The organism is Pandoraea sp. XY-2 (genome assembly GCF_004193915.1).
In the GTDB taxonomy this organism is placed as follows: domain Bacteria; phylum Pseudomonadota; class Gammaproteobacteria; order Burkholderiales; family Burkholderiaceae; genus Pandoraea; species Pandoraea cepalis.
The window spans coordinates 4108681-4128635 of record NZ_CP030849.1; the positions used below are offsets into that span (position 1 = coordinate 4108681).

Sequence of the window (19955 nt, forward strand, 5' to 3'; positions counted from 1 at the left end):
TCGCCGTGCGCGTGCCGGCCCAGGCAGTCATGAGTGGTCGCGAGAAGTCGCACGAGGTGGTACTTTCGGCCGCCGATGCCTGATCCCGATTAGGGGATGGCGTTGGCGGTCGATTCTTATCGGTTGTCGTATGTATGCGACCGGCGATAAGGTAAACTGGGGGCGTTCTGTCGTCACCCATCACTCCAACCAACGCCATGTCCATGACCAGCCCGTTGCCCGCACGTCCTCGCCGCAAGTCTCGCAGCCTCACGGAAGAGGTAGTGAGCGCCTTGTCCGAGCAGATCCGCAGCGGGACGTTCCGCCCGGGCGACAAGCTGCCGACCGAGTCGGCCATCATGGAAAGCCTGGGCGTGAGCCGCACCGTGGTCCGCGAAGCGATCTCGCGACTGCAAGCCGCGCAACTGGTGGAAACGCGCCACGGCATCGGCACCTTCGTGCTCGAAGCGCCGCGCGAGAATTCATTGCAGGTCGACACCAACCGCATCCTTACGATGCTCGACGTGATGGCGATTCTGGAGCTGCGTATTTCGCTGGAAACGGAAGCGGCCGGGCTGGCGGCGAATCGCCGTACCGACACACAGCTCAAGCTGATGCGTCAGGCGCTTGACGACTTCGAGATGCACGTACGCCAACGCACGGGCAATGCGGTGACGGCCGACGTCGCGTTCCATCTGCAAGTGGCCAACGCTACCGGCAACCGCTATTTCCACGACATTCTCGAGCAGCTCGGCAACACGATCATTCCGCGTACGCGCGTGAATTCCGCCGAGCTCGCCGACGACGACCAGGTGTCGTATCTCAATCGCGTGAATCGCGAGCACGAAGACATCTACAACGCTATTGCGCGACACGATCCGGAAGCGGCGCGCGCGGCCATGCGCACGCACCTCACCAACAGCCGCGAGCGTCTGCGTCGCGCGCAGGAATCGGCCGGTCCGCAAGGGTAACGCCGCAGCCCGGCACGCGGGCACGGCGCCTTTGACAGTCGACGTTCGACGTTTGACGGCCAGTTGTGTTTCGCGGTCCTGCCTGCCGGCAGCCCCGCTACTTTCCGTCGGGGCCGTCGATCACGCGCGGCTTGCCGAATACCGGCAGCCCCCAGCCGAAACGGAGTGACGCGAGACGCAGCGCGACGCAGGCAAACGTGGCAAACCACGGCGTCCACCAGTCCGTCCATCCCGCATAGAAGAAACCGACTTGCACGCCCGCGCCGACAAGCGCCGCCGAGGCATAAATTTCCCGGTCCAGAATGGATGGCACGCGCGATAGCAGCACGTCGCGCATGACGCCGCCACCGACCGCGCTCACGATCCCCAGCAGAATCGCCAGTTCGGCGCTGTGACTGAAGGCCAGTGCCTTCTGCGCGCCCGAGACCGCAAACAGGCCGAGCCCGATCGCGTCGAAGAAGAGCACTGGCTGGTGCATCCGGCGCACCGGCGCGTAGGCGGCAATCACGACGGCGGATGCCAGCAACGACACCGCCAGATAGCGCCAGTTCGAGAGCCCGGTAGGCGGAATCGCGCCGATACAGACATCGCGGATGATGCCGCCGCCGCAAGCCACCATGAACGAAACCGCCGCAATGCCGAAGAGGTCGAGGCGCCGTTGACGCGCCGCGACCGCGCCGCTGAGCGCGAAGGCGAAGGTGCCGATCAGGTCGAGAACGAGATAGACCGTGTGGGAATTCATGCCGCTGCGTCGTGTGGGGCGAGCCATACGCCGGCGGCGCACAGCATGGCCTCCAACCCGGTGCGCAGCGTTGGCTCGATCACCGGCGCGAATTTCGGGGAATGATTGCTCGGAATCTCGTTGATCCGCTTCGCCGCCACGGCGCGCCGGAAGACCTCGGGATCGGTGCCGCCGACGAACCAGAAGGCATACGGCACGTTCCATTCACGGCCGAACACGCTGAAGTCCTCGCTGGCCGCTGCGGGCTGCGTTTCATAAACGCGCTCGCCGAAATGGGCTTCGAAGGCGGCAAGCAGGCGCGCGTGGGTCGCGGCATCGTTGACCGTGAGCGGGTAGCTCGATAGCGTTGTGAATTCGGGCTCGCGCGGGGCGTTCGAGGCGGCACACTCCGCGCAGCAGATACGACGGATCGCACCGAGCATGTACTCGCGCACGTCTTCGTCGAATGTGCGCACATTGAGCTTGAGCGTGGCGTCGTCGGGGATGATATTTTCTTTCGTTCCCGCCTGCAGGGCGCCGACAGTCAACACCGCACTGTCGCGTGGCGAAATTTCGCGCGACACGATCGTCTGCAGGCGCAGCGTCGTGGACGCCGCCATGATGACCGGATCGATCGATGTCTGGGGCTGCGACCCATGCGAGCCACGGCCGAACAGCTTGACCTTGAGACTGTCGCCGGCGGAGAGAATCGTGCCGCTTCGATAGCCCACCGTGCCCGCCGCGCCGACCATCACATGCTGGCCGAGAATCACGTCGGGCTTCGGAAAGCGCTGGGTCATCCCATCGTCCATCATGCTGCGCGCGCCGCGGGCGACTTCTTCTCCAGGCTGGAAGACGGCCATCAGGGTGCCATGCCAGGCGTCGCGATGTTCGGCCATCAGTCGCGCGACGCCCATCAGCCAGGTCACGTGCATATCGTGACCGCACGAGTGCGCGACACCGACCTCGACGCCGTCTTCATCCTTCGCGCTCACCGTGCTGGCATAGGGCAGTCCGGTGGCTTCGGCCATCGGCAGCGCGTCCATGTCGGCACGCAGCATCACCGTCGGCCCGGCGCCGTTGCGCAGCACGGCCACCACCCCGGTCACGCCCACGTTGCGCGCGACTTCATAGCCGAGCTTCTCGACGTAGTCCGCCACGATCCGTGCGGTGCGCACTTCCTGCATCGACAGTTCCGGATGCTGGTGAAGGTCCTTGTAGATCGCCTCGAGTTCCGGCAGTAGGCCGTCGATCGCGCCCGTCATCGTTTCGATCAGTGTCGACATGGTTACCTTCCTGGGTTGCCGGCGTTCGCCAGCGCAGCCGGCGGGCTCGCAAGCCGATGTTCGGTTTCGGCTTCGAGTGCGGGATTTCATTGTAGAGAAGAGTTCCGGCGCTTTCCAGCCGGCACGCGCGCACACGTCGTTCCGCGGTCGAACCCCTGGCAGGGCGACGATGCACAGCAGCAGTCGCTCCGGCGGCACGGCGATTCCAACAATTGTAATAGCCGGAAACGTGCCTGCCAGCTAACCTGCAGGTGGTTTACCCTGTGGGAGGGCTAGGTCAAGCCCCCACTCGATTCCGCCGCCCCTCGGAAATGTTCGATGTCAGCCAACCCGCGAACGAAGGTACTGCAACAGATCCCACGAAGCGTGTGGATACTCGGTTTCGTCAGTCTGTTCATGGACATTTCATCCGAGATCATCCACAGCCTCCTGCCGATGTTTCTGATGGCAAGTCTCGGCGCGAGCGCGACGACGATCGGCCTGATCGAAGGGATCGCCGAAGCCACGGCCCCGATCGTGAAAGTGTTTTCCGGAACGCTCAGCGATTATTTGCGTAATCGCAAGTGGCTTGCGGTCCTGGGATACGGTCTCGGTGCGATCAGCAAACCGTTGTTTGCCATCGCGCCCACGATCGGGGTTGTCGTGACCGCGCGCGTGCTCGATCGTGTTGGCAAGGGCGTACGCGGTGCCCCGCGCGATGCGCTGGTGGCTGACATTACGCCCCCCCATCTACGCGGCGCGGCGTTCGGCTTGCGACAGGCACTGGACACGGTGGGCGCGTTCCTGGGACCGTTGCTGGCGGTTGTCATCATGCTCGCAGGATCGGACAACTTTCGGCTGGCCTTCTGGCTGGCCATGATCCCCGGCGTGATCGCCGTGGCGCTGCTCACGCTGGGCATTGAAGAACCCGCTCACGATCGCGGGGCCAAGCGGGTCAACCCGATTCGCTGGGAGAATGCAAAACGGCTCGGACGCGACTATTGGTGGGTCGTCGGCGTGGGCGGTGTATTTGCGCTGGCGCGATTCAGCGAAGCATTCCTGGTGCTTCGGGCCATGGACAGCGGCGTGCCTGTCGCATGGGTGCCGCTGGTGATGGTGGCAATGAACGCCGTCTATGCGCTGTCGGCCTATCCCTTTGGAAAGCTCGCCGACCAGATGAGCCACACCCGATTGCTCATCGCGGGCCTTGTGATGTTGTTCGCGTCTGACATCGTGCTCGCGCACGGCAACCATTGGACGGTACTGCTCGTAGGTGTCGCCCTTTGGGGATTGCATATGGGCATGACCCAGGGGCTGCTGGCCACGATGGTCGCCCAGACGGCACCTGCCCAATTGCGGGGAACGGCCTTTGGTGTTTTCAACCTGGTGAGCGGCATCGTCACGCTCGGGTCGAGCGTCATTGCCGGCATGCTGTGGGATCGGGTCGGCGCCATGGCGACGTTTTACGCAGGCGCCATTTTTTGCGTGCTGACGGTGCTGTTGCTGTTGTCACGACGGGTCACCCCACGCCCCTCCATCGGTTGACGCAATGGCGGGGGAGGGAAAGCGACGCTGCTGGCCGATGCCGGTCGGTCCGCACCGGCCGCCCGTCCCTTCCGCCTCCCCTTAACGTTAGATCATGCGTGCCCTTCCACCAGACGGGCCTCGTCTGGCACCCGGTCGTCAGGCGCATCCCGATTCAGCACTGCACGGGCCTGGTTCATGTCAAGCGCCCCCTCCCAACGCGCGACCACGATAGTGGCCACACCATTGCCGATGAGGTTCGTCACCGCGCGCGCTTCGTTCAGGAATCGGTCGACGCCGAGCAAGAGGACCAGCCCGGACACCGGAATCTTATGCATGGTCGCCAGCGTCGCGGCCAGTGCGACAAAGCCCGCGCCCGCCACGCCGGCGGACCCCTTCGACGTGAGTAGCAACACGCCGAGCAAGAGCAGTTGGTCCCAGATCGTCAAGTGCACGTTCACGGCCTGTGCCACGAAGATTGCCGCCATCGTGAGGTAAATGGCCGTGCCGTCGGCGTTGAACGTGTAGCCGGTCGGCAGCACCATCCCCACCACAGGGCGCGAACAACCGAGCTTCTCCATCTTGAAGAGCATTTGCGGCAGAACCGCTTCCGTCGACGCCGTACCCAGCGTGATCAACAGTTCGTCTTTGATGTATCGGAGATACTTCCACAGCGACAGACCACACAGACGCATCACACTGCCCAGCACGACGACAACGAACACGACCGACGTGAGATACAGGCACAACATCAGTTCGCCGAACGACGACAACGTACCGATTCCGTACTTGCCGACGGTAAAGGCCATGCCGCCGAAGGCACCGATCGGGGCGACATACATCACGATGCGAACCACGCCAAACATGCCCTGAAGGAACATGTCGAGCACATCGACGAACGGCGCCGTGCGGGGGCCGAGTTTCGCCAGCGAAATCGCGAAAAGGACCGAGAAGAAGATGATGGGCAGCATCTCGCCGTTGGCGAATGCCCCAACCACGCTGTTCGGAACGATGTTCATGAAGAAGTCGAGCATCGAATGTTGCTGCGCCGCGTGCGTGTAATTGGCGATCGCCTTGCCATCCAGGCTCGCGGGATCGATATTCATGCCCGAGCCGGGTTTGAGGAGATTGACCACCGCGAGCCCGATCAACAACGCGAAGGTCGACGCCACCTCGAAATACATGACAGCCTTGACGCCAACGCGCCCCGCCTCATGAAGGTCGGTCATGCGCGCAATGCCGACGACAACCGATGCAAAAATGATCGGTGCGAGCAGCATGCGAATCAGCTTGATGAAGAGATCTCCGAGCGGCTTGAGGTGGCTGCCGATGTCGGGGAAAAAATGCCCGACAACAACACCGGCGAGAATGCCGATCAATACTTGTACGTAGAGCCGGGACAGGTACTTACCAATCCTTGATGCACGCATGGTTGTCTCCTGTGCGCGATAACTGCTGGATGGCATCACGCCGCTGGCCGGCTGCGGCATGCCGCGGCGGTGCAGTGCGATGTCGACGATTGTTCTGTTGGTGGATTGCACGGGCCGCGCCTTCCCTCCCGTGATGGCGCGGCGTGTGCCTCGCGAGAGTTATGCAGACAGCTTCTGCATTTCTGCATAGAGATCGGCCTTGCCTTCGAACCCAATGCCCGGCAAGTCCGGCATCGTGACGTAGCCGTTGTCGACGCGCACGCCATCGGGGAAACCGCCGTAGGGCTGAAACAGGTCGGGGTATGACTCGTTACCGCCGAGTCCGAGTCCGGCCGCGATGTTCAGCGACATCTGGTGGCCCCCGTGCGGGATGCATCGGCTCGGCGACCATCCGTGTTCGCGCAGCATGTCGAGCGTGCGCAGGTATTCGACCAGGCCGTAGCTCAACGCGCAGTCGAATTGCAGCCAATCGCGATCGGCACGCATGCCGCCGTAACGAATCAGATTGCGGGCGTCCTGCATCGAGAACAGATCCTCGCCCGTGGCCATCGGCTTATCGTAGTAGTTGCGCAACGTGGCCTGCAGCTCGAAATCCAGGGGATCGCCCGGCTCTTCATACCAGAACAAATCGTATTGCGAGAGCGCCTTGGCATAGGTCACCGCCGTATCGAGATCGAATCGACCGTTTGCGTCGACCGCCAGCTTTTGACCATCACCGAGCACGCTCAGGATCGAATCGATACGACGCAGATCCTCATCGAGCGATGCGCCGCCAATCTTCTTCTTCACGACGGTGTAGCCACGGTCGAGATAGCTGCGCATTTCGTCTTTCAGCTTCTGGTGGTCCTGCCCTGGGTAGTAATAGCCACCGGCGGCGTAGACGAAGATCTTGCGGTCCGGATGGCCGTTGCCGTAGCGATCCGCAAGCAGCTGGAACAGCGGCTTCCCCTCGATCTTCGCAACGGCGTCCCACACCGCCATGTCGATGGTGCCGATCGCCACCGAACGCTCGCCGTGCCCACCCGGTTTCTCATTGGTAAACATCGTGGCCCAGATCTTGTGGGGATCCAGGTTGTCGCCGGCGTCATTCACCAGTGACGCCGGGTCGGCTTCGAGCAAGCGGGGGATGAAGCGCTCACGCATCAACTTGCCCTGCCCGTAGCGGCCGTTGGAGTTGAAGCCATAGCCGACGACAGGTTTGCCGTCGCGGAGAACGTCGGTCACGACGGCGACGAGACTCAGCGTCATCTTGCTGAAGTCGATATAGGCGTTACGGATGGGGGAGCTGATAGGTACGGTCTTTTCGCGGATATCAACGATTCTCATGGTGTCTCCTCTAGGCGCATGGCGCGTTGCGACGGCAACGTGCTGATCGAGGCGTCAGCTTATGCGTCCGCGACTAGGTTAAGATTCACCAAAAATCACATCTTTATTTACTTACAGTGAAGAATGACATCGCATCGCCGCTTGAATTCTTTGTGCTGCTGGCCCGGCACGGCAGCTTGACGGCAGCGGCGCGCGAGTTGGACCTGACGCCCCCGGCCGCCACGAAACGGCTGGCGCAGCTCGAAGCGAGACTGGGGGTGCGGCTGGTCAATCGCACGACGCGAAGCATCAGCCTGACGACGGAAGGCGAAACTTACCTGCACCATGCGACGCGCATCCTGGCCGAGATTCGAGAGATGGAGGATGCGGTATCGTCGAGCCGTTCAGTGCCGCGAGGCCTGTTGCGCGTTAACGCGCCCATGGGGTTCGGGCGCACCGTGATTGCGCCGCTCCTTTCCGAATTCGCCAAGCGGCACCCCCACGTGGAAGTGCAATTGGACGTGACGGATCGGCCGGTGGATCTCGTGGAGAGCGGGATGGATCTCGCGATCCGTTTTGGCACGCTGCCGGACAAGCGCTTGATCGCGCGACGCATCATGGTCAATCGACGATTTCTGTGTGCTTCACCGCGCTATCTGGAGCAGCACGGCACGCCGCAAAGTTTGGCCGATCTTGCGCATCACAACTGCATCGTGCATCGTCAGAACGACGATGCTTACGGCGTCTGGCGTCTCGTGTGCGACGGGCGCAACGAGGCGATGAAAGTGCACGGAACGATGTCGAGCAACGATGGTGACATCGTGTTGGGATGGGCGCTCGACGGCCATGGCATCTTGATTCGCTCCGAATGGGACCTGGCGAAATATGTTGAGAGCGGGCGACTGCGCGTGGTACTCCCCGAACACGTTCAGCCGGATGCCGATTTGTTCGTCTACTACCCGAACAAACTGAATCAGTCGGCACGCGCACGCGCGTTCATTGATTTTCTCGTTGAACGCTTTGGTCACCACGCGCTCAGGTAGTCGCGCGCCTCGGCGCGGCGACATGAGTGTTGCGCGAAACTGCCGACTAGTGAGCCGTTCAACAACGAAGGCCCAACTTCACCGGGGCAAATGCTTCTACACGGTTTTGAAGCTTCCTCGATATTGCTGAGGCGTGACGTTGAGTCGCCGCTGAAACGCGCTGCGCATATGGTCGGGACTGGTAAAACCACAGTCGAACGCGATGGTCTTGAGGGCCGCCTCGGTGGATTCCAGAAGTTTGCGAGCCTGATCCAGGCGAACCCCTTCCACGAATTCATGCGGGGTTACGCTCAGCTCACTCACGAAGAGCCGCGCAATACTGCGCGGGCTTACACCGCCGATATCCGCGAGCCGCTCAACCGGGAACGCCTCGCGGATATGTTCCATGACATAGGTTTGCACCTTACCCAGTGGGGTTTGCGGGTCACGGGCCGAGATCAGCAGGGGGCTGAACTGAGATTGGCCTCCCTGGCGCTGCGCGATAACAACGAGCGCCTTGGCGCATGCGAGAGAAAGCGCAGGTCCGTGATCTTCGCCAACCAGAGAGAGGCTGAGGTCAATGCCCGCCGTCACGCCGGCGGAGGTCACCAAGCGATCGTCACGAGAATAGATCCGGTCATGCTCCACCCGCGCTGCAGGGAACTGCGTTGCGAGCTGCTCCGAACAAATCCAATGCGTCGTGACGGTTCGGTCGTCGAGCAGTCCGGCATGGCCTAGCGCAAAAGCGCCCGTGCAAATCGAGCCATATCGCTGGGCCGCGACACCCCATCGCCTCAGCCACGCCGACAAGGCATCGTCGGGTGGACTTGCGGGAAGGTGCGGGCCGCCTGCCACCAGCACCGTGTCAAAAGCGCGGTTTGCCTGATCGAAGCTCAGATCAGCCATCATCCACATTCCGTTGGAACTGCGCAGGCGCTGTGTGCTGCTTGCCACCAGGACACATTGGTAATGGTCCTGTTCCGGCAAGAAGCCATTGGCTGCCGTGAAGACATCAAGCGGGCCGGCTACGTCAAGCGCTTGAACGCCGTCGAATATGACGACTGCAACTTCTCTCTTTGCCATCGGTACCCGTGTCCTCGCGCCAAGAATGATCCGTTTTTCGGACGCCAATTTGCCCGAAACGCCGCTGGCAGTTTATCACTCACGCTTGGCAGTTTTCCGCAGGCCAATGCAATTGCCGCCAAACCGGATTGTCGCGATGATGATTGGACCGGCTGCAAGGTCCTCATCGGGCCCCCGCCAAACCCTGCATTCATCCGATACCCGCCAAGTTCGCTACCTACGGAGAACCATCTTGACCCACCATCATCCCGCAACGCCGGCCATCAATGGCATTGCCATTCCCGACAGCGCCTTGGCCCGGGCGATCACCGAATTTGTGCGCGATACCGAGACCGAGCTGCTCTTCAACCATTCGAGCCGGGTCTATTTCTTCGGCGCCCTCGCCGGGCAGCAACGCGGGCTGACCTTCAATCCGGAGCTGCTTTACGCGGCGACGATGTTTCACGATGTTGGTCTGATGCCGTCGCACAGCAGCGCCGACCTGCGCTTCGAAGTGGATGGGGCGAACGCCGCCCGCGACTTCCTGCAAAGCTACAAGCTCGACCCCGCCGACATTGAAAAGGTGTGGACCGGCATTGCGCTGCACACCACGCCGGGCGTACCCGAATTCATGCATCCGGTGATCGCGCTTACCACCGCAGGCGTTGAGATGGACGTGCTGGGCCTGACCTATGACCGCTATCCCGCGGACATCCGTGAGGCCGTGGTCGCCGCCTTTCCACGCACCCCCGCCTTCAAGGAAGACATCATCCAGGCCTTCTACGACGGCATCAAGCATAAGCCCGACACCACATTCGGCAACGTCAAGGCAGACGTGATCGCCGACAAGGCGCCGCATTTCCATCGCGGAAATTTCTGCTCCGTCATCCGCTGCTCACACTGGCACGGCTAAGCCGCTTCCCCCAAACCCTTTATTCAAGGAGAAATACGATGACTGTCTCTGTATCCAACTCGATCTCTAACGTAATCCTCGTTCACGGCGCCTGGGCCGATGGCTCCAGCTGGGCCAAGATCATTCCTCTGCTGGCCGCCAAGGGCATGGCCGTGACTGCCGTCCAGCTTCCGCTCACCAGTTTCGAGGCCGATGTCGCGTCGGTTGGCCGTGCCATCGCGCTGGCGCAGGGCGACGTGGTGCTGGTGGGTCACAGCTATGCGGGCGCCGTGATCGGGCAGGCAGGCAACGATCCCAAGGTGAAACGACTCGTGTACATCGACGCCTTTGCGCCCGATGCGGGGGAATCAGCCGGCTCGCTCTTCGCCCAATTCGAAGCCGCCCCGCTCAACGACGAAATCAGGCCCGACGCGCAAGGGTTCCTGTCGCTCACCGCCAAAGGCGTCGCCACCCTGTTCGCACAAGACCTCGACTCCGCCGAGCAGACAGTCGTCCATGCCACGCAAGGCCCGATCAACGGCGCGGCGCTCGGCGGCACGCTGACACAGGCCGCATGGCGCAGTCGTCCCACGTTCTATCTGATTGGCGAAGACGATCAGGCCATCCTGCGCGTCGATCAGGAACGCATGGCCGCGCGCATGAATGCAACGGTCAAGCGTGTTGCTTCCAGCCATGTGCCGATGTTGTCGCATCCCGTTGTCGTCGCTGACTTCATCCTTCAGGCCGCCGCCTGAGATCACCACAGCCGCAATATCCGCGCTGCCAGCCTGTTTCAGGAGCCGTTTCATGAACACCTTTTCGGACACCGTCCAACTCCATGTCGAGGATCTCGGGATCAACGCGCCGGCGCTCGTGTTCCTGCATTACTGGGGCGGGTCGTCGCGCACGTGGCGGCATGTTACGCAGCGCCTCAGGCCCGCTTTTCGCACCATCGCGCTCGATCAGCGCGGCTGGGGCCAGTCGGACAAACCACCCAGCGGTTATACGCTAGCGACTCTGGCCGACGATGCCCAACGGCTGATCGAAAGTCTCGGCCTCGATCATTACCTCTTGGTCGGGCATTCGATGGGCGGCAAAGTCGCGCAACTGCTGGCATCGCGCCACCCGGCAGGACTGGCGGGACTGGTGCTGGTAGCACCATCGCCGCCATCGCCGATGCGCGTGCCGCTCGCCGTCAGGCAAGACATGGTCAGCGCCTACGATAGCCGGGAAAGCATCCTGGCCACCGTCCGGCAGATGCTGGCAGCCAGTCCGCTTCAGCCGGACGATCTGGAAACCGTTGTGCAGGACAGCCTGCGCGGAGCGCCCGCTGCCAAAGTGGCATGGCCGCTGGCCGCCAGCCAGGAAGACATCAGCGCGCAAGCCGCACTGATTCGCGTTCCCACGCTCGTCATTTCAGGTGAAAAAGATCAGGTCGATCCCCCTGCCGTGCTGCAGCAGGAGTTGATGACGCGCGTACCGCACGCCACTTTGCATATTTTGTCGGGCATCGGCCATCTCTCGCCCCTGGAAGCACCGGGCGACCTCTCAGACCTGATCCGGGACTTTGCCACGCCGTTACTGGCTGCAACGCCCGCACTGATCAAACCTGCGGAAGCGCCTCCTGCCGACCGCAACATGATCGCGGGCACCGGGCAACGCGTCGCACCGCATCGCAGCGATGACGAAGACGTCGCCACGACACCATAGACCGCATGTCACCGTCTACTTGCCTATCCAAGGATTACGCCATGTTTCAGACCCAGATCATTACCATTCCGATCTTGCCTTTCGGTATGGTCAACGCCCACCTCATCCGCAGCGAGGCCGGTTGTGTACTCATTGACACCGGCATTCCCGGGTCGGAGCTCAAGATCGGCAAGGTGCTCGCCGAACACGGCCTGACGTTTCGCGACATCAAGTTGATCGTTGTCACGCATGCGCATACCGATCACGCCGGCAGCGCGGCACGTGTGCGCGCATTGTCGGGCGCGCCCATTCTGGCGCATCAGAATGACGCGGATTTTTACAGCCGCAAGGAGCCGATGACCTACTGCACGACGAGTTGGGTCGGCAAGCTGTTTATCAAGACGCCCGTTCCGCATGAACCGTACGACGGCTTTGTCCCGGACATCATGATGACCAACGGCCACACGGTGAACCTGCTCGACTTCGGGGTTGATGGCATCGTGCGGCATACTGGCGGCCATACGCCCGGCTCGATTGCCGTGGAGTTGTCGTCCCAGGACATGATGGTTGGCGACTTGATCGCCTCGGGCATCCTTATCGGTGGCGTGATTCGAAAGGGGCGAGCCATTCGACCGCCGTTCGAAGATGATCCCGCCACGGTGTCGCGTGAACTGATTCGGATGGTGCAGCGCGGCGGCAAGCGGTTCCACATGGGTCACGGTGGGCCTCTGGAGGTTCGCGAGGTGCTGCGCCATGCCCAAGCGCTTGCGAAGCTCGCGGGCAATCCGTGCGTGTCCGGCCAATGCGAACACCTGCATCACTAGCCCTTTCCGGCATCGGCAATGCGTGCTCGTCGAAAATGCGCTCATGCCACCGGTTCCCATGGCCACGACCGGCTGTGGATTCAACCGGGCGGCCGTTCATCTTGAACGGGGACGGACAGCCACGCGATGCGTTAGCTCACACGAACGGCGCGGCGATTCCTTCGGTGTTGAGCACGCGCTGGATCGCTGGCCGCGTGAGCATTCGTTGCAAATACTGACCGAGCGGCGACCACTCGCGTGCCGGCTTCGCAAAGCCCCTTGTCCATCGGCAGAGCATCCATGCATAGGGATCAAGGATCGAGTATTGATCCCCCAGCAACCAAGGGCCACCGCTCGATTGAAGTTGCAACGCCAACTGTTCAAGCAACGTGCCCACCTTCGATTCAGCGTGCGCCCGCACTTGGTCCGCGCCTGCAACATTGCCGGCGTCCACCCAACGGTCCGGGTAGAAATAGACAATCAACGCTGTCTGAAGCGTATTCGTCAACCACATGAGCCACTTGTAAAACTGAGCACGTTCCGGCGTGGCCAGTTTGGGTGCCATCTCGCTTTCAGGATATGCGTCTGCCAAGTGCAGGCAAATGGCGGCCGTCTCATACAGCACCATGTCGCCATCAACCAACACCGGAATCAATCCGTTGGGGTTCAGGCGCAGATAATCCGCAGATTTGTGTTCGTCGTGTTTGCGATCAACAAGCACCAATTCGAATGGCCGGCCGATTTCCTCCAGAACGATATGAGGGGCCATGCTTGCGTTGCTCGGGTAATAAAACAGTTTCGGGACGGTCATGTCTTTCATCGATTTCCGATGCCGGGGTTCTTTCTCAGAATATTAATGCGGCAATTCTCAACGGACCATGGTGCTGACATGGGTGAGCCGTGCCACGCTGCGAACGAGCGGCACTTGGCAGCGCATAAGCATTTGCATGGACGCGCCGAATCAACAGCGGAAAAAGAAAAAGCCCTGACAAGTCAGGGCTTTTGAATTTTGGAGGCGGGAGTCGGAATCGAACCGGCGTACACGGCTTTGCAGGCCGCTGCATGACCACTCTGCCATCCCGCCATTGGGATATGCCGCATTGTAACCGCTCGCTGTTGCCATCGAGGGCGCCCTTCGGATCGATCGCCGCGGGCTTTTCGGCAAATAAAAAGGGAAGCCAGGCTTCCCTCTGGATTTGGAGCGGGAGACGAGTCTCGAACTCGCGACCTCAACCTTGGCAAGGTTGCGCTCTACCAACTGAGCTACTCCCGCATGACACCGAACACCAAGGATTGCTTCACTCAATGTCCAGTGTGAAAACTGGAGCGGGAGACGAGTCTCGAACTCGCGACCTCAACCTTGGCAAGGTTGCGCTCTACCAACTGAGCTACTCCCGCATTGTCATGCGTACTACCAATCCAACCGATTCTTAAAACTTCGCTGCTGGGCTAGCGCCGTAGCAGCGAGAAGGAGATTATGTCTAAACCGTGATTCAGTGTCAAGCATCTGCACCGAAATTTTGTGAAGATTATTCTCTCCGACCGCGCAAATCCCGCGTCTTCAGGGACTTGCACTCACATCTTGCCCGCGCCTCGCTCTCGAATCTGCGGCCACGCGCGGCGCAGATAATACATCATCGACCACAACGTGAGAATCGCCGCCACGTAGATCAGCCATGTCCCCCAGAACCGTGAGTCGAAGTGCCACGCCCTCCAGACGACCGTGCCGTTGAACAGCAACAGCGGAATCGCCACCATCTGCGCCGCTGTCTTGACCTTGCCCAACTGATGCACCGCCACGCTGCGCGACGCGCCAATCTGCGCCATCCACTCACGCAACGCCGAAATCGTGATCTCGCGGCCAATGATGATCAACGCCACCAACGCATTGATCCGCCCCATCTGCAACAGCATCAGCAGCGCCGCCGCGACCATCAGCTTGTCCGCCACCGGGTCCAGGAACGCGCCGAACGCCGACGTCTGGTTCCAGCGCCGTGCGAGAAAGCCATCGAACCAGTCGGTCAGCGCCGCCAGCACAAACACGCCGCAGGCCACCCAATTCATCTCGACCGGCGACAACCAGGTCGGCGGCACGTAATAGACGCCGACCACCAGCGGGATCAGCACGATCCGGAGCCAGGTCAGTAATATCGGGACGTTAAAGGGCATGGCAGCATGAGTTCGGCAAACGGCGGTCGACACACGGCGCCCTCGGCAGCCGTACCAGACCCGCATTGTGCCGTGTCTGCCCCGTAGCGACAAGGCCGAGCCGCCGCGCGGCGGTTGACATGTGCGTCGGTGTGCCCCTATCTTGCTTGCAACCCTCCGCCAATAGCACCGATCTCGTGAAACCGCCCTGGCCCTTGCCCACACTACGACGACCGCTGCTCTCACCCCACATCCTCATCGCGGCACTGGTCGGGATCGACGGCCTGCTGCTCGTCGCCTCCGTGCTGCTGCGCGTGCCCGGTTCACTGCTCATCGATCTCTTCGTGCGCGGCGACCTCTCTGCGCTCGGGCGCATCGAAGCCAGCCACCTGCCGCGGTTGCTCTTCGGCTTGAACGCCATCGAGCGCATCGACTTCTCGCATCTGCCCCGTGCACTCGCCGGCCTGTCGCTCATCGCGCTCGCCTGCGGACTCGTCATCCGCGCGCGCACCGCCTGGGCCTTCACGCTCGTCATGCTCGTGCTGGCCGCCGCCATCAATTTCCACCTGAACATTCGCTTCGACCTGACGTTCGCGCTCTCGCTCGCCTGCATTGCGCTATTGCTCTGGTACTGGCGGGAATTCGACCACGCCAGCTTCGCGGCGGCCACGCTCTACACGCTCGTCGCCGTGTTCGCGCTGCTCGTCTACGCCACGTTCGGCACCATGTATCTCGGCCACGAGTTCGCGCCGCCAGTCACCGACCTGGCCACGGCGTTCTACTTCGCCATCGTCACGATGACGACCGTCGGCTACGGCGACATCGTGCCGCACAGCGTCGACGCACGCCTGTTCACCGCCTCGGTCATCGTCTTCGGGATCAGTGTCTTCGCAACGTCGCTCACCGTCGTCATCGGCCCGCTCGTCGGCGGCAACCTAAAGAAAATTCTCTCGGGGAGGTTCACTCACGTGATACGAAAGAACCACTTCATCGTGGCCGGCGCATCGCCGCTCGCGATCAACGTGCACCACGAACTCACCAAGCGCGGCTGGCCGGTCACGGTCATCATCGCGAGCGGGAGCGATAACCCGTATCCCGAGGAGGCGGACGTCGTGCACGGCGATGCCAGCGACAACACCGTGCTCACCCACGCCGGCATCGAACACGCCAAGGCCGTGCTCGCTCTGCGGGCCGACGACTCGGAGAATGCCTTCATCGTGCTCGCGGCGAAAGAGATCGCGCCAACGGTGCGCACCATCGCGTCCGTCAACGACAGCAAGCACCTGAGCAAACTCAAACGTGTCCAACCCGACATGATTTTCGCGCCCCCCGTCGTCGGCGGCGAGCTGCTCGCCCGCACGCTGTCCGGCGAGACCGTCGACAACGAGACCGTCATGCGCCTGCTGTTCCACGGCGATACGTGACGCGCGACGCGCGTCAGTGCAGTTGGCGATAGATCTGCTCGGCGAGCGTTGTCGAAATGCCGTCGACACTGGCCAGTTCGTCCACGCTGGCCGACGCCACCCCTTGCAACCCGCCGAACCGCATCAGCAGGCGCTGACGGCGCTTCGCTCCGATGCCCTCGATCTCCTCGAGTCGTGACGTCTGGCGCGCCTTCGCGCGCTTGGCCCGCATGCCCGTGATCGCAAACCGGTGCGCCTCGTCACGAATCTGCGCGATCAGCATCAGCACGGCACTCTCGCGCCCCAATTCCAGCGGCGCGCGTCCATCGGCAAAGATCAGCGTCTCAAGCCCCACTTTGCGGCCCTCGCCCTTCGCCACGCCGACCAATCGACCAATGTCGATCCCCAGTTCGACGAACACCTGGCGCGCCACCTCGACCTGCCCCTTGCCGCCGTCGATCAGCACCAGTTGCGGCAGATTGGCTTCCCCGTCGGACGCTTCGGGTGCGGCCGATGCGCCGCTAGTATCGGCAGACCCGTCGGCTTGCAGCGACGCGCCGTCGTCCGGCAGCACCCGCGTCTCGGCTTCGGCGCGCGCCACGTCCGCGGCCACGGAGGACGGATCGGCCGCATCGCTCACATGAGCCGCCGCCTCCATCAAGCGACCATACCGCCGCGTGAGCACCTGGCGCATTGCCGCATAGTCGTCGCCCGGCGTAATGCCCGCGATGTTGTAACGGCGGTATTCGCTCGTCTGCATCTTGTGATGATGGAACACCACGCACGACGCCTGCGTCGCCTCGCCTTGCGTGTGGCTGATGTCGAAGCACTCCACCCGCAGCCGCGCCGGATCGTCGATATCGAGTCCGATGGTTTGCACCAGCTCGCGCGTGCGCGCCTGCTGACTCCCCTGCTCCGTCAACAAACGCGTGAGCGCGAGCTGTGCCCCCTGTTGCGCCATGTCGAGCCAGGCGCGCCGTTGTCCCTGCGGCTGGCGCACCATCGCAATGCGTCGGCCCGCCTGCTCGGATAACGCGGCGAGCAACTCGTCGCTCGGCAACGCATGGCTCACGACCAGCACCGGCGGCACCGACTGTCCCAGGTAGTGCTGCGCGACGAACGCTTCGAGCAAACGCGATTCGAGCGATGCCAACGGGGTATCCGACGGCATGTCGTTGGCGATCTCGCGCGCCTGTGTGGCGGCATCGTCCGCGTTGGCCTCGGACGTTTCCGGCGCGAGCGCCTCGTCCGGCTCGAATTCGTCGGCAATCCCGCCTTCGACACCGCGCTCCACGTGCGCCGGGAAATACGCCTTGTCGCCAAGGTGGCGTCCACCGCGCACCATCGCGAGATTCACGCACGCCCGCCCGCCCGCATAGGCGACCGCGAGGATATCGGCATCGACGTCCCCGGCCGTCTCGACGGACTGCTGCTGAAGCACGCCCGAGAGCGCCTGCATCTGATTGCGCACCACGGCGGCCTGCTCGAACTGGAGCGCCTCGGCATACGTCATCATTTTCGCTTCGAGCGCACTCAGCACTTCGCTCTGACGTCCCGAGAGAAATGCCGCCGCGTTGTTCACATCGCGTGCGTAGTCTTCATCCTGAATGGCGCCCACGCAAGGCGCGCTGCACCGCGCGATCTGATGCAGCAGGCACGGCCGCGTGCGATTCGTGAAGACGGAGTCCTCGCAGGTGCGCAACTGGAAGACTTTCTGCAGGATCTGAATGCTCTCGCGCACGGCCCACGCGCTGGGGAACGGTCCGAAGTACTGTCCACGGCGATCCACCGAGCCACGGTAGTAGGCCATGCGCGGATACTTGTGCTGAGTGAGCTTGAGAAACGGATACGATTTGTCGTCGCGAAACAGGATGTTGTAACGCGGATGCAACGCCTTGATCAGATTGTTCTCAAGCAGCAGCGCTTCAGTCTCCGAGCGCGTGACAGTCGTCTCGAGCTTCGCGATGCGCGCAACCATGAGCGCAATGCGTGGGGAAAGCTGCGTCTTGTTGAAGTAGCTCGACACGCGCTTCTTCAGATTGCGAGCCTTGCCGACGTACAGCACGCTGCCCGCTGCGTCGTAGTAGCGGTAGACGCCGGGCAGGTTCGGCAACTGGGCAAGCACCGTGCGGGCGTCGAACGCCTCGGTGCAGGGCTGAGCGGCATCCGCCGTCGTGGCGACCGCGGGGGCCTTGGCGGATTTGGCTTTGCGGGACTTGCGCGGCGGCGTGACGTCGTGGGCGTCTTCAGTCATGAACTCAGGCATCGGAGCGTCCCCGGGGGCGAAACCGTGCGATCGCGGCGGCACGCAAATTGTGTGCGACGGCATCGTCACGCGTCGCCAGCAGGCGCAGGGACTAGAATCCGAAGTTTAGACCAATCTGCGTTGCCGCCTCTCAATGTCCCTGCCCACTACGTTCTCGCCCGCCGCCAATACCCTGCCTCTGGTGCCGCGCTGCGATCTGTTCTGCACTGTCGTCGACAATTTCGGTGACATCGGCGTGTGCTGGCGACTCGCGCGGCAACTCGTGCGCGAACACGGCTGGTCGGTGCGGCTCTGGGTCGACGACCTCGCGAGCTTCCGTCATCTGCGCCCCGACATCGATCCCTCGCTGGCCCGGCAACGCTGCGACGGCGTGGACGTACGCCGCTGGGATGCCGACTTCGGCCCGATCACTGACGACAATGCGCCGGGCGATGTCGTCATCGAAGCGTTTGCCTGCCAGATTCCCGACGCCTGCGTTCAGGCGATGCATGTGCGCAAACAGGCGGGACACGCGCCGGTGTGGATCAACCTCGAGTACCTGAGCGCCGAAGACTGGGTCGAGGGATGTCATCTGCAAAAGTCGATACACCCGCAACTGGGGCTCGTCAAAACGTTCTTCTTCCCGGGCTTCACGGAACGCACGGGTGGGCTCGCGCGCGAACAGGAGCTGTTCTCGCGGCGTGACGCCTTTCTTGCGTCCCCCGAGCTTTGCGACGCCTGGTGGCAGCGCACGGTCGGGCTGCCCGCCGCACCGGTTAACGCGTTGGTCATATCGCTCTTCGCGTATGAAAACGTCGCGCTCCCGGCGTTGCTTGCGCAGTGGGCCGCCAGCGAGACGCCCATCGTCTGCCTGGTTCCGCCAGGTCGGATCGCACCATCGGTCGGTGCCTGGCTCGGCCGGGAGGCGCTTGCGCCACGCGAATGCGCAACGCAAGGCGCGCTGACGGTGTACGGGCTGCCGTTCGTTCCGCAATCCGAGTTCGATACGCTGCTGTGGGCGTGCGATCTCAATTTCGTGCGTGGGGAAGATTCGTTCGTGCGTGCGCAATGGGCGGCGAAACCGCTCGTCTGGCATATCTACCCGCAAGACGACAACGCGCACCACGTGAAACTCGACGCGTTTCTCGACCGCTATCTGAGCGATCCGAGCGCCGACTCGCCGGCAACCGGCGCCTTGGGACACGACGCACGCGAGGCGCTGCGCACTTTCTGGCATCTCTGGAACGGCTACGCCAGCACCCCGCCCGACTGGCCGGCCCTGGCCGCCGTCCTGCCCGAGCTGAATCGCCATGCCCGCGAGTGGGCAAGCAGGCAGGCGGCCCTCCCCGACCTCGCGCGACAGTTGGCAAGCTTCACCGAAAATCAGGTAAAATAGCTGGTTTTTCAACGCTTTGCTGCTGAACCTGCTGCACCGGACCGTTTCCAGGCGGGCGCGGGAATCAAGCGGCGAGTGGGCGTATGGAAGCGCTCAACAA

At 62.5% G+C, this 19955-nt stretch carries 17 protein-coding genes and 3 tRNA genes; 9 read left to right on the forward strand and 11 right to left on the reverse strand.

What is annotated here, in order from left to right; all coding sequences use genetic code 11:
• Positions 1-203 precede the first annotated feature (203 nt).
• Positions 204-950 carry a FadR/GntR family transcriptional regulator gene (locus DRB87_RS18470; RefSeq protein WP_130026933.1) on the forward strand — a complete coding sequence of 249 codons (747 nt, stop codon included), beginning with the start codon at positions 204-206 and terminating at the stop codon, positions 948-950.
• 97 nt (positions 951-1047) lie between these two features.
• On the opposite strand, the gene DRB87_RS18475 is transcribed toward DRB87_RS18470, so the two are convergent.
• The gene (locus DRB87_RS18475) at positions 1048-1692 is read right to left on the reverse strand and encodes a trimeric intracellular cation channel family protein (RefSeq protein ID WP_130026934.1); all 645 of its coding nucleotides are present in this window, start codon (positions 1690-1692) and stop codon (positions 1048-1050) included.
• Positions 1689-2957: a M20 family metallopeptidase gene (locus tag DRB87_RS18480; RefSeq protein WP_130026935.1), complete on the reverse strand. Its 1269-nt coding sequence runs from the start codon at positions 2955-2957 to the stop codon at positions 1689-1691. The genes DRB87_RS18475 and DRB87_RS18480 overlap by 4 nt, the downstream gene beginning before the upstream one ends.
• A 318-nt stretch (positions 2958-3275) precedes the next feature.
• On the opposite strand from DRB87_RS18480, the gene DRB87_RS18485 reads away from it, so the two are divergent.
• Positions 3276-4481, forward strand: coding sequence for an MFS transporter (locus tag DRB87_RS18485; RefSeq protein ID WP_130026936.1), 1206 nt, complete (start codon positions 3276-3278; stop codon positions 4479-4481).
• Positions 4482-4573: 92 nt separating this feature from the next.
• Here the strand turns inward: DRB87_RS18485 and dctA are convergent, their stop codons facing one another.
• Positions 4574-5890 carry a C4-dicarboxylate transporter DctA gene (gene dctA / locus DRB87_RS18490; RefSeq protein WP_130027959.1) on the reverse strand — a complete coding sequence of 439 codons (1317 nt, stop codon included), beginning with the start codon at positions 5888-5890 and terminating at the stop codon, positions 4574-4576.
• A 159-nt stretch (positions 5891-6049) separates the two neighbouring features.
• Positions 6050-7216, reverse strand: a complete 1167-nt coding sequence (locus DRB87_RS18495; RefSeq protein WP_130026937.1) for a mandelate racemase/muconate lactonizing enzyme family protein — start codon at positions 7214-7216, stop codon at positions 6050-6052.
• 116 nt (positions 7217-7332) lie between these two features.
• Here DRB87_RS18495 and DRB87_RS18500 point away from each other — a divergent pair, with 116 nt between their 5' ends.
• Positions 7333-8238, forward strand: a complete 906-nt coding sequence (locus tag DRB87_RS18500; protein WP_130026938.1) for a LysR family transcriptional regulator — start codon at positions 7333-7335, stop codon at positions 8236-8238.
• 96 nt (positions 8239-8334) lie between these two features.
• On the opposite strand, the gene DRB87_RS18505 is transcribed toward DRB87_RS18500, so the two are convergent.
• Positions 8335-9300 (reverse strand): GlxA family transcriptional regulator, encoded by a 966-nt coding sequence (locus tag DRB87_RS18505; protein WP_130026939.1) that lies wholly within the window; start codon positions 9298-9300, stop codon positions 8335-8337.
• A 232-nt stretch (positions 9301-9532) separates the two neighbouring features.
• Here DRB87_RS18505 and DRB87_RS18510 point away from each other — a divergent pair, with 232 nt between their 5' ends.
• The 4 genes from DRB87_RS18510 to DRB87_RS18525 are packed head-to-tail and all read left to right on the forward strand — an operon-like array spanning position 9533 to position 12684.
• Positions 9533-10192: an HD domain-containing protein gene (locus tag DRB87_RS18510; protein WP_130027960.1), complete on the forward strand. Its 660-nt coding sequence runs from the start codon at positions 9533-9535 to the stop codon at positions 10190-10192.
• Positions 10193-10230: 38 nt separating this feature from the next.
• The gene (locus tag DRB87_RS18515; protein ID WP_130026940.1) at positions 10231-10926 is read left to right on the forward strand and encodes an alpha/beta fold hydrolase; all 696 of its coding nucleotides are present in this window, start codon (positions 10231-10233) and stop codon (positions 10924-10926) included.
• 52 nt (positions 10927-10978) lie between these two features.
• Positions 10979-11881, forward strand: coding sequence for an alpha/beta fold hydrolase (locus DRB87_RS18520; RefSeq protein ID WP_130027961.1), 903 nt, complete (start codon positions 10979-10981; stop codon positions 11879-11881).
• Positions 11882-11922: 41 nt separating this feature from the next.
• On the forward strand, positions 11923-12684 hold the full coding sequence (locus DRB87_RS18525) for an MBL fold metallo-hydrolase (protein ID WP_130026941.1): 762 nt from the start codon (positions 11923-11925) through the stop codon (positions 12682-12684).
• Positions 12685-12820: 136 nt separating this feature from the next.
• Here the strand turns inward: DRB87_RS18525 and DRB87_RS18530 are convergent, their stop codons facing one another.
• From DRB87_RS18530 to pgsA, 5 genes are all read right to left on the reverse strand, one after another.
• Complete coding sequence (locus DRB87_RS18530; protein WP_130027962.1) at positions 12821-13474, reverse strand: glutathione S-transferase family protein; 654 nt, start codon at positions 13472-13474, stop codon at positions 12821-12823.
• Between the two features lie 199 nt (positions 13475-13673).
• Positions 13674-13747: transfer RNA gene (locus tag DRB87_RS18535), tRNA-Cys, on the reverse strand.
• A 113-nt stretch (positions 13748-13860) separates the two neighbouring features.
• A tRNA-Gly gene (locus DRB87_RS18540) sits at positions 13861-13936 on the reverse strand.
• Positions 13937-13985: 49 nt separating this feature from the next.
• Positions 13986-14061 (reverse strand) — tRNA-Gly (locus DRB87_RS18545).
• A 177-nt stretch (positions 14062-14238) separates the two neighbouring features.
• Positions 14239-14832 (reverse strand): CDP-diacylglycerol--glycerol-3-phosphate 3-phosphatidyltransferase, encoded by a 594-nt coding sequence (gene pgsA, locus DRB87_RS18550; RefSeq protein WP_130026942.1) that lies wholly within the window; start codon positions 14830-14832, stop codon positions 14239-14241.
• A gap of 176 nt (positions 14833-15008) precedes the next feature.
• Here pgsA and kch point away from each other — a divergent pair, with 176 nt between their 5' ends.
• Entirely contained in the window at positions 15009-16235 is a 1227-nt protein-coding gene (kch, locus tag DRB87_RS18555) for a voltage-gated potassium channel protein (protein ID WP_240756057.1), read from the forward strand.
• 13 nt (positions 16236-16248) lie between these two features.
• Here kch and uvrC read toward each other — a convergent pair whose 3' ends face one another.
• Positions 16249-18468, reverse strand: a complete 2220-nt coding sequence (gene uvrC, locus DRB87_RS18560) for an excinuclease ABC subunit UvrC (RefSeq protein WP_240756058.1) — start codon at positions 18466-18468, stop codon at positions 16249-16251.
• A 151-nt stretch (positions 18469-18619) separates the two neighbouring features.
• Between uvrC and earP the strand changes: the two genes are divergently transcribed.
• Positions 18620-19855, forward strand: coding sequence for an elongation factor P maturation arginine rhamnosyltransferase EarP (gene earP, locus DRB87_RS18565; RefSeq protein ID WP_370364025.1), 1236 nt, complete (start codon positions 18620-18622; stop codon positions 19853-19855).
• Positions 19856-19955: the final 100 nt, after the last annotated feature.

What these genes read in the sequence shown, in the direction of transcription:
- DRB87_RS18495 (WP_130026937.1), bottom strand. Translation starts at nt 7,216, where the DNA reads ATGAGAATCGTTGATATCCGCGAAAAGACCGTACCTATCAGCTCCCCC.
- pgsA (WP_130026942.1), bottom strand. Translation starts at nt 14,832, where the DNA reads ATGCCCTTTAACGTCCCGATATTACTGACCTGGCTCCGGATCGTGCTG.
- DRB87_RS18530 (WP_130027962.1), bottom strand. Translation starts at nt 13,474, where the DNA reads ATGACCGTCCCGAAACTGTTTTATTACCCGAGCAACGCAAGCATGGCC.
- DRB87_RS18520 (WP_130027961.1), top strand. Translation starts at nt 10,979, where the DNA reads ATGAACACCTTTTCGGACACCGTCCAACTCCATGTCGAGGATCTCGGG.
- DRB87_RS18515 (WP_130026940.1), top strand. Translation starts at nt 10,231, where the DNA reads ATGACTGTCTCTGTATCCAACTCGATCTCTAACGTAATCCTCGTTCAC.
- dctA (WP_130027959.1), bottom strand. Translation starts at nt 5,890, where the DNA reads ATGCGTGCATCAAGGATTGGTAAGTACCTGTCCCGGCTCTACGTACAA.
- DRB87_RS18525 (WP_130026941.1), top strand. Translation starts at nt 11,923, where the DNA reads ATGTTTCAGACCCAGATCATTACCATTCCGATCTTGCCTTTCGGTATG.
- DRB87_RS18475 (WP_130026934.1), bottom strand. Translation starts at nt 1,692, where the DNA reads ATGAATTCCCACACGGTCTATCTCGTTCTCGACCTGATCGGCACCTTC.
- DRB87_RS18470 (WP_130026933.1), top strand. Translation starts at nt 204, where the DNA reads ATGACCAGCCCGTTGCCCGCACGTCCTCGCCGCAAGTCTCGCAGCCTC.
- uvrC (WP_240756058.1), bottom strand. Translation starts at nt 18,468, where the DNA reads ATGACTGAAGACGCCCACGACGTCACGCCGCCGCGCAAGTCCCGCAAA.
- DRB87_RS18485 (WP_130026936.1), top strand. Translation starts at nt 3,276, where the DNA reads ATGTCAGCCAACCCGCGAACGAAGGTACTGCAACAGATCCCACGAAGC.
- DRB87_RS18480 (WP_130026935.1), bottom strand. Translation starts at nt 2,957, where the DNA reads ATGTCGACACTGATCGAAACGATGACGGGCGCGATCGACGGCCTACTG.
- DRB87_RS18505 (WP_130026939.1), bottom strand. Translation starts at nt 9,300, where the DNA reads ATGGCAAAGAGAGAAGTTGCAGTCGTCATATTCGACGGCGTTCAAGCG.